Source organism: Acidobacteriota bacterium, assembly GCA_003225175.1.
Lineage (GTDB): Bacteria > Acidobacteriota > Terriglobia > Terriglobales > Acidobacteriaceae > Gp1-AA112.
Genome location: QIBA01000104.1, coordinates 1 through 6,626 on the forward strand (window position 1 = coordinate 1; position 6,626 = coordinate 6,626).

At 52.0% G+C, this 6,626-nt stretch carries 10 protein-coding genes; 6 read left to right on the top strand and 4 right to left on the bottom strand.

From position 1 onward, the window contains the following. Together DMG62_22355 and DMG62_22360 are read left to right on the top strand one after the other, a co-directional pair. A partial coding sequence (locus DMG62_22355; GenBank protein ID PYY20705.1) for a hypothetical protein occupies positions 1–243 on the top strand: 243 nt, incomplete at its 5' end. 194 nt (positions 244–437) lie between these two features. Further along, positions 438–710, top strand: coding sequence for a hypothetical protein (locus DMG62_22360; protein PYY20706.1), 273 nt, complete (start codon positions 438–440; stop codon positions 708–710). 913 nt (positions 711–1,623) lie between these two features. Here DMG62_22360 and DMG62_22365 read toward each other — a convergent pair. After that, complete coding sequence (locus DMG62_22365; protein PYY20707.1) at positions 1,624–1,836, bottom strand: hypothetical protein; 213 nt, start codon at positions 1,834–1,836, stop codon at positions 1,624–1,626. A gap of 104 nt (positions 1,837–1,940) precedes the next feature. Between DMG62_22365 and DMG62_22370 the strand changes: the two genes are divergently transcribed. Next, positions 1,941–2,228 carry a hypothetical protein gene (locus tag DMG62_22370; protein ID PYY20708.1) on the top strand — a complete coding sequence of 96 codons (288 nt, stop codon included), beginning with the start codon at positions 1,941–1,943 and terminating at the stop codon, positions 2,226–2,228. A 539-nt stretch (positions 2,229–2,767) separates the two neighbouring features. Here DMG62_22370 and DMG62_22375 read toward each other — a convergent pair. Then, positions 2,768–3,355, bottom strand: coding sequence for a hypothetical protein (locus DMG62_22375; GenBank protein PYY20709.1), 588 nt, complete (start codon positions 3,353–3,355; stop codon positions 2,768–2,770). Between the two features lie 374 nt (positions 3,356–3,729). Here DMG62_22375 and DMG62_22380 point away from each other — a divergent pair, with 374 nt between their 5' ends. The 3 genes from DMG62_22380 to DMG62_22390 all read left to right on the top strand — a co-directional run bounded on the left by DMG62_22380 (position 3,730) and on the right by DMG62_22390 (position 4,832). Continuing rightward, on the top strand, positions 3,730–3,966 hold the full coding sequence (locus DMG62_22380) for a hypothetical protein (protein PYY20710.1): 237 nt from the start codon (positions 3,730–3,732) through the stop codon (positions 3,964–3,966). A gap of 298 nt (positions 3,967–4,264) precedes the next feature. Continuing rightward, positions 4,265–4,630 carry a hypothetical protein gene (locus DMG62_22385; GenBank protein ID PYY20711.1) on the top strand — a complete coding sequence of 122 codons (366 nt, stop codon included), beginning with the start codon at positions 4,265–4,267 and terminating at the stop codon, positions 4,628–4,630. A 13-nt stretch (positions 4,631–4,643) separates the two neighbouring features. Then, positions 4,644–4,832 carry a hypothetical protein gene (locus DMG62_22390; GenBank protein ID PYY20712.1) on the top strand — a complete coding sequence of 63 codons (189 nt, stop codon included), beginning with the start codon at positions 4,644–4,646 and terminating at the stop codon, positions 4,830–4,832. Between the two features lie 339 nt (positions 4,833–5,171). Here DMG62_22390 and DMG62_22395 read toward each other — a convergent pair whose 3' ends face one another. Together DMG62_22395 and DMG62_22400 are read right to left on the bottom strand one after the other, a co-directional pair. Continuing rightward, positions 5,172–5,444: a hypothetical protein gene (locus DMG62_22395; protein PYY20713.1), complete on the bottom strand. Its 273-nt coding sequence runs from the start codon at positions 5,442–5,444 to the stop codon at positions 5,172–5,174. Beyond that, entirely contained in the window at positions 5,444–5,671 is a 228-nt protein-coding gene (locus tag DMG62_22400; GenBank protein PYY20714.1) for a hypothetical protein, read from the bottom strand. Before DMG62_22400 ends, DMG62_22395 begins: the two co-directional genes overlap by 1 nt. Positions 5,672–6,626: the final 955 nt, after the last annotated feature.

Below are 6,626 nucleotides of genomic sequence, written 5' to 3' on the forward strand. Positions count from 1 at the left end.
GCACGCTTGCATCGCGTCGCGAAGTCTGACTACCGCGCGAACTACGTCTCCTTCCGTGGCTTGTCTCTCCACCACTTTTCAAACAGATTAATGATTATCTTCCACATGGCTTTACTTGTCTTGGCGGTCGAGATTCAAAGGCGCCTAACTATAATTAGACTGCATCTTGCAATCTTATTTCCTGCCCTTCCCGCAGGAGGGGAAAGTGATTTGAAAGCTTCACTGCGCGATTGTGCCGAATAGTTCGGCATTTAGGAAGCGGAATCGTTCTTCGATTCTGACCGAGGCCCGGGCGCGGCTTTGCGAGAACCAGGCGAACAGTTTTTGGACCAACTCGCCACTATGCAATCGTCATAACCCCCAAACGGGCCGTGACTTCTTGTTGCCAAAGGCGTTTATTTCGGCGGGACGAGTGGCCGGTCGTTAAGCACACAGCAATGGGCGAAACTGGATACCGGGTGCCTGAGCATCACAAACAAACGGGTGGTATTTGTCGGCACGAAAGAGAAAGAGCTTTCCCGCTTGATAAAGTAATTTCGGTGGATCCAAACCTCACTGCAGTTGTGGTTTCGGTTCAAGGTCGCCAGAAGCCGATGGCTTTCGAAGTGGGCAATCCCCTGATCGCAATGACAATCATCCGGATCGCATCCAAGACAATTAACCCGTCGAATGTTGCCGGGGATAAGATCGACATTCCCACTCTACAATGAAGTGTTGGCAAATCATCATCGAAAAATCTCCGCAACGCTGGACGGAATTGCGGCTGTATCTCAAGTACGGATCGCAAGCGGCGACAATTTTGGGTTGTGGCCGCAGAGCGTGAGGACGCGGGACGCTTTATTGTGCATACCCAGGACCTACTCACTCGATATTTAGAACTACAGGCGGCGATTCGTCGTCAACGGGGCTGACTCTCCGCTATGGGATTTTCAGTGAGTCTGAGTCTTGGGCGAGCGCAGATTGGTTGCCCATGAACTGGCGCACACAGCACAGTAAGGTTCCAGCCGTTTCTTAAATAGTGGTTATCCGTTTAGCCCGTTGGAACGAGAAGCTAAGCGAATCGAGCGGAAGACGTGTGCCTAGGAGATAAATCCGGTCCGGAAAAGAATTCTTCGTACGGTTTTTTCAGGCAGGCGGTTAGCCTACGCCTCTTTTGGTGACACAAGTGCAGTTATGCGCGCGCTTATATCACGGCGAGATATATCCATTGGTACAGCATCGGTAATCCCATGCTGTCGTTGTAGCCCGTTTAAATATTCGATTTGGGGTAACGTAGCTTTGGATTTCATCCAGTCGTTCAAAAACTCGCAGAGTTCCACCCACTCCTCCGTACTATAAAAGCTCTGTTTCGTCTTTGGACGCGCATGTCGCGCAAGCTGACTCGCAAACCTCAGCAGATGGAATTGAAATTATGGACCCGACGATTAAAACGCTGAAAGCAGCCCTCGAAGCAATTCGAAATATGGCGCTGAATGCGCTTCACCAAAGAGAGCAATCCCAGGAGCAATGTTCCGTGCGCTGGAAATGTAAAGCGTGCCGGTACTACAAAAAATTTCACAAAAGCTGTTCCATTGGAAATCGCGGGGAGATGCCCTCGATGCAAAAGCACAGAATTTAGACCTGTTATGTAAGATGACCTTTGTAGCCCTGGGGAAGGCGCGAACTGATCGGTTTAGAACGCTTACCTTTGCAATCGCCACGGCTCGCGCTGGCTTCGTTTTTCGCTTTGTGAGGTCGATCTATAGCTAACGACCGTCCAGCGCTTACTTCGGTCATGAACTGTTCTTTTTGGTTCCGGCGCACAGATCGTTTGTCGCCTTTGTGCGGCTCAATCAACGGCGCCTGCTGGTTCGTCGCATACTTTGCATTCGAACCTCAGTTTCTGATCGGTGGCATGTTGAGCAAGCCGTGATGACGATGAGAAGCGTTATTGAATATGAATGGCTAACCCCAGAACTGTGCGAAATCGATCACGCGGCCCTCGCATCGTAACAGGCTCGAAGCGTACTCGCACAAAAAAGATAAATGTTCGCCGGGCGTCCGAGAGATTTCCGCTGGACTTTCAGGCAGCGATTACTGCTGACGTTGAGCGGCAGCTTAAACAACTCGTTGCCAAATTCGGTGAGAAGAAAGTCCGCGAAGCGCTAGACCCACTGATTACGAAATGTAAATGGAACGATTGGCAGTGCGTTGCCAATGCAATTCGGCGTATAGCTCGCGAGAAGTGAGCAGCGATACGCTGGACGGTCTGCAAAATTAGACAAACCGCAACGACTGTTGCAAGCGATTCAAATTGCGTGCCGCAGCACTACTATCTTAACGGTGCGAGGCGGCAGCGGGAATTATCGCCCATTGTAACGCTATGACTAAATACCTTTGGATTGTTGTGACCGCCGGAATGCTCGCAGCATGCGAGCGAAACCCTGTGCTCCCGAGTGCGACCCCGACCACAGAAATGAGCCCACGTCCGCCGAAAGGCATTACGGCAACGAGTCCTTCCCCATAACATTTATCGCTCTTTGAGACGGCCCTTGTGTTCGAGCATCTGGGTCCACAATGCTTCTCGAACTAACCTACGACTTCACTGGCCCGAAGCGTAGGCCGTGCGCGAAGATCATTTACAGCCGCTCGCTTCGCACGGTTGACCGCCTCGAAATGCACGAGCTGATCGTAAAAATATTGGACGAGCAGGGCATGGTGGGTACCGATTTTTCTGACATTGTGATCGGTATCTGCAATTTTCTTTTAATCAACTATCAAGCAGCCACTAGCGATTTGGCTTGGGTAGCGCAGTGGGGGCAAACAAAGTGTACGTTGGTGGCTTGGAATCGCTGCCCATCTGCATCAGCCAAATATTTGGGTCACCGACAAGACGAATAGTGTGGGCATTCAAAACATTTTGGATCCACAGGTACCAATTCGGGGCAGTTTTCTCTAGCCTTGAATAATCTTGCTCACGCGCGAAAGGATTTCTAGCGTGAAGGATGCCACCGAACTTATCGTAAAGGGTCACGAACCGATCTTTCGTGAGATAGTCGTCTGACCTATCTAACCAGTCCATCTTGACACCGGGCCGCTGACTCGGTTTCTGAACGATGGGTCTGGGATAGAAATCTGGGTTTATGGCCTGAATGTCCTTCAAAAGATCCTTTGCATTCCAATAACGCTGGATCTTGGATTGCACCTGAGCAAGTGCCTTAGAATTTGCCAAGAGCGATCCCATCGCGATCAATTCAAGGATTTTTCTGAATTGGAGATAAACGAACTCTACTCTCGCAGCTTGCGGAAAAGCCAAAACGTGACCTTCGCCAACTACTTTGACAAGTCGATGGCGAGTCTTAATTTCCGCCATCATCGAGCAGTATCTCTGAGCATCCGGAGATTGCATTCGCGGACGTTAGCCTAGAGCGAACTTTGAAAATCGCCCGCGTGCTCGTACATTTCAATCACGTTGCCAGCCGCATCATAAACGCGAATCACAGCATCATGTGAGCTGTGCTTTGCGCAGTCAACTGCATTGCTGATCGCGTTTCGTTCGCGTCACGACAGCCGACCGAACGGCAGCGCATCGGAAAGCAGGTCGACTCCGCGATGATCTTTGCGCGGGCGGACTTTAAGCGCATGGCGAATTAGGTCATCCAGAACGGCCGCCGCCGATTTTCAGCGGGAAATCGCACGAAGGCGTTTATCAAAAAGCAGGGCTGAGGATTCAAATTCGGGCACAGTGAATTGAGAACGGGCAGCGCACGTTCACAAGCCCAAGGCGTACTTCAACCCCTGCTCTACTTCAACGAGCGCATCACTTGGCAGGTCACCAAGTTTTTTGTGAAACCTATGCTTCTCCGCCGACGCGACACCTTGAGTGTTCGCGAGGCTTTCAGCATCGGCTTCAAGGGGCGATCGGTTATCGCCATGGGTGGAAGCGTTTTCGCGGACGTCGGTCGTGAGGCCGGCGGTTCAGCGTAAGAAATTCAGCTTCCATCCACACATGAAAAACCCGTTCCTTCTCTAACATTATGCTTACAATGTCCGCGGTGTTTATCTTCTGCGGCCTCTTCGCCGCTACCTCAGATGCTACCACGTTCAGCTACGCAGCGACGCAACAAAGGCATGCTAACACCCGGCTGTTCTCCGTAAGGCAAATCAAACCGGAGAACCCATCTTCCCGGTTACGCGGTCTGGGAGATTCACCCGGTGATGGCGATCACAGTTGACCAATAAAACGCGTTACAATCCCGTTCATTAAACTCAAGGCTCGGGGCCGATGCCCCTCATTCGTCGACTCGCTGGCTTGATGTTGTATACACGGACGGCGCCTCGCGACCAGAAAACCCCTGGCGCGCGGCTCGGCGATTGCGCCAACTTGCAGTGGCAACACATTGATCTTATCTCGCCGATCAAAACGATTGCCTTCGATAAGCTCAAGACCGGCGCACAGCTCATCACTGTGATTCATCCCGCACTTGAGGATTACTTGCTCTCTTTGCCCGCACCGAAGAGCGATGAGGCCTTCGTGTTCGCGTTTCTCGCGCAGCGCAATATCAGCCCGCGATCAAAGCATTTCAGGAAGATCCTCGAGCGGCCGCACATCGAGCAGCGCCTGATTCGGGGAGAAGAGCGAAGGCAGTAAATCGCGCCGCAAGGTGTTCGCGCTTTCGTTTCACTCGTTGCGGCACTCATTCACGTCGATCCTTGCCAATGCCAGTGTGCCCGAGGAACTGCGGATGGCCTTGACCGGCCACAAAGAGCGGGCAGTTCATCAGCGTTACACGCACCGCGAGTTGCAACAGTTGCGGGGTGCAATCGAGATGCTGCCACAAGTCGGCGCTTAAAGCTGCAAGCTCGTTAGGCGAAAGCTGCCGTTTGTGGCAGAAACGTCAGCACGAAAAAGGGCGAGGCTTTAGCTGTAATGCCGACGCGAAAACGAGCGAGCAAAAATCTGCAGCAGGGTGAGCAACGCAAAAGAGAGGGCGCCCGGACGCGAACGTTACTACTCCACGTCCTGCGTGATCTGCAAAACGCGGCGCTCCGCTTTGAGCATGAGTTCTTCCTCGTCGCTCAATGACTCCTGCTTGTGAAGCAGGCGCGTAATCTAATCCAGCGCGTGATCTGCACGACGGCGCGCCTCGTCCTGCTTAGGCGTCGGCATTTGGATCACTGCGACTTGCGTGCTAACCGGCGTCTGGCCTGTTAACGCAAGCATCTTGTCCGTAGCGATCCCGGTTACAATGCAGCATCGCGACAAGTAACCTTGCCAACCGTTTCCTCCATGAGGCCTGCTCCGAGTACAGCAACGTTAGCCAGCATCGCGGCGAGAGTATTTTTTCGTTCGGCTCTGTCCTGAGCTTCACGCTTCCTTGTGCTTGGGTCGATTGGGAAGGGATTCCGCCCATTGTTTCGTAGCCAGTAAGATCATCCCAGATAACGATTATTTCCAGAAGCATCAGTGCTTACAAATGCTTTCGTCGCCAGTAAGAGGCAACGTGTAGACGCCGTTGCTAATGATAGCATTGGTCGCCCCGATCGACGTTAAAGCGAAATTCATGTCTGCTGCCAAAGGTTTGTTCACCGTAAAACTAGCAGTGATGTTGTCATAGTTGGTAAATCCAGCGGGTTCCGTTCCAAACGTAAAGTTCGCGCCGGGTGTAACTGTACGTGATCGGTATTGCATCTGCCTGCGTTGCTAGTCCTGCGGCTGCCACCACAGGTGTCGCAATGTGTTTAAAGCTTTTCATAAGTAGGAAGTTTGTCTGTTTTTTGTTGGACTGTTGATATTGCCAGCGCACAGCACGCCAACCAAAATTCAAGAACCTAAGTACTTAGTCTTAAGAATTTAAGCAGTTAATCGTCACTATTTAACAAAATTAGAACTTTGTCCTACGTTTTCCTTGACATGTCACCCCATCTTTGGCAAACCGCTCCGAACAAGATAAAAACGGCCAGAACTGAGCTGTCTTAATGACAGCCTTCATCCCGCCCCGGGGAGCGGCGCTTCTGCGAGTAGATTCGCGAGCAAGCGGCCGCAATGGCACGGCGTTTACGACGCTGAGGCGATTACGACGTCGCGCTGCGCGAACTGAGAAACAAGTGGGTGGTCAGGAGGAAATCAAAGTAGGCCAAAGAAAGAAAGAACCGAAATCATGACACACCAGGAAATCGTACTTAGCCATCCCGTCTGCGTTCGTCTGCTTTGTGCTTCGGTCAAAGCGCGAACTGTCACTCCCGCGCCAGACGGACCCGACGCCGGAGACAACACGGCGAAAGGGCAAGCAGCCCTTTTTAGTGCCACAAACGGTCTGTTAAAAGCTGCGTGCGCAGCTCGAACCGAGTTGCAGGTGCACCGCAGCCTTGCCGCATCAAATGACGACACAAACAGTCACCGAGGACCGGGAACGCAAGTAGGCACCGCCGCCGACAGTTGCCCAAGTCTCCAAACCCTCATGAGAAAATTTCTTTCTATCGCCACTGGATTGTCGTTTTTGGCAGCATCTAACTCTTTTGGAACTGTTTGGCCATCCGACGGAACCGAGACAGGGCACAACTACGCTGGAGGCAGTGTGCAATGGGTGCATGATAACCAAGCTCAAAATGGTGATAATATTACACTTCCCAGTGGAATATTCCAT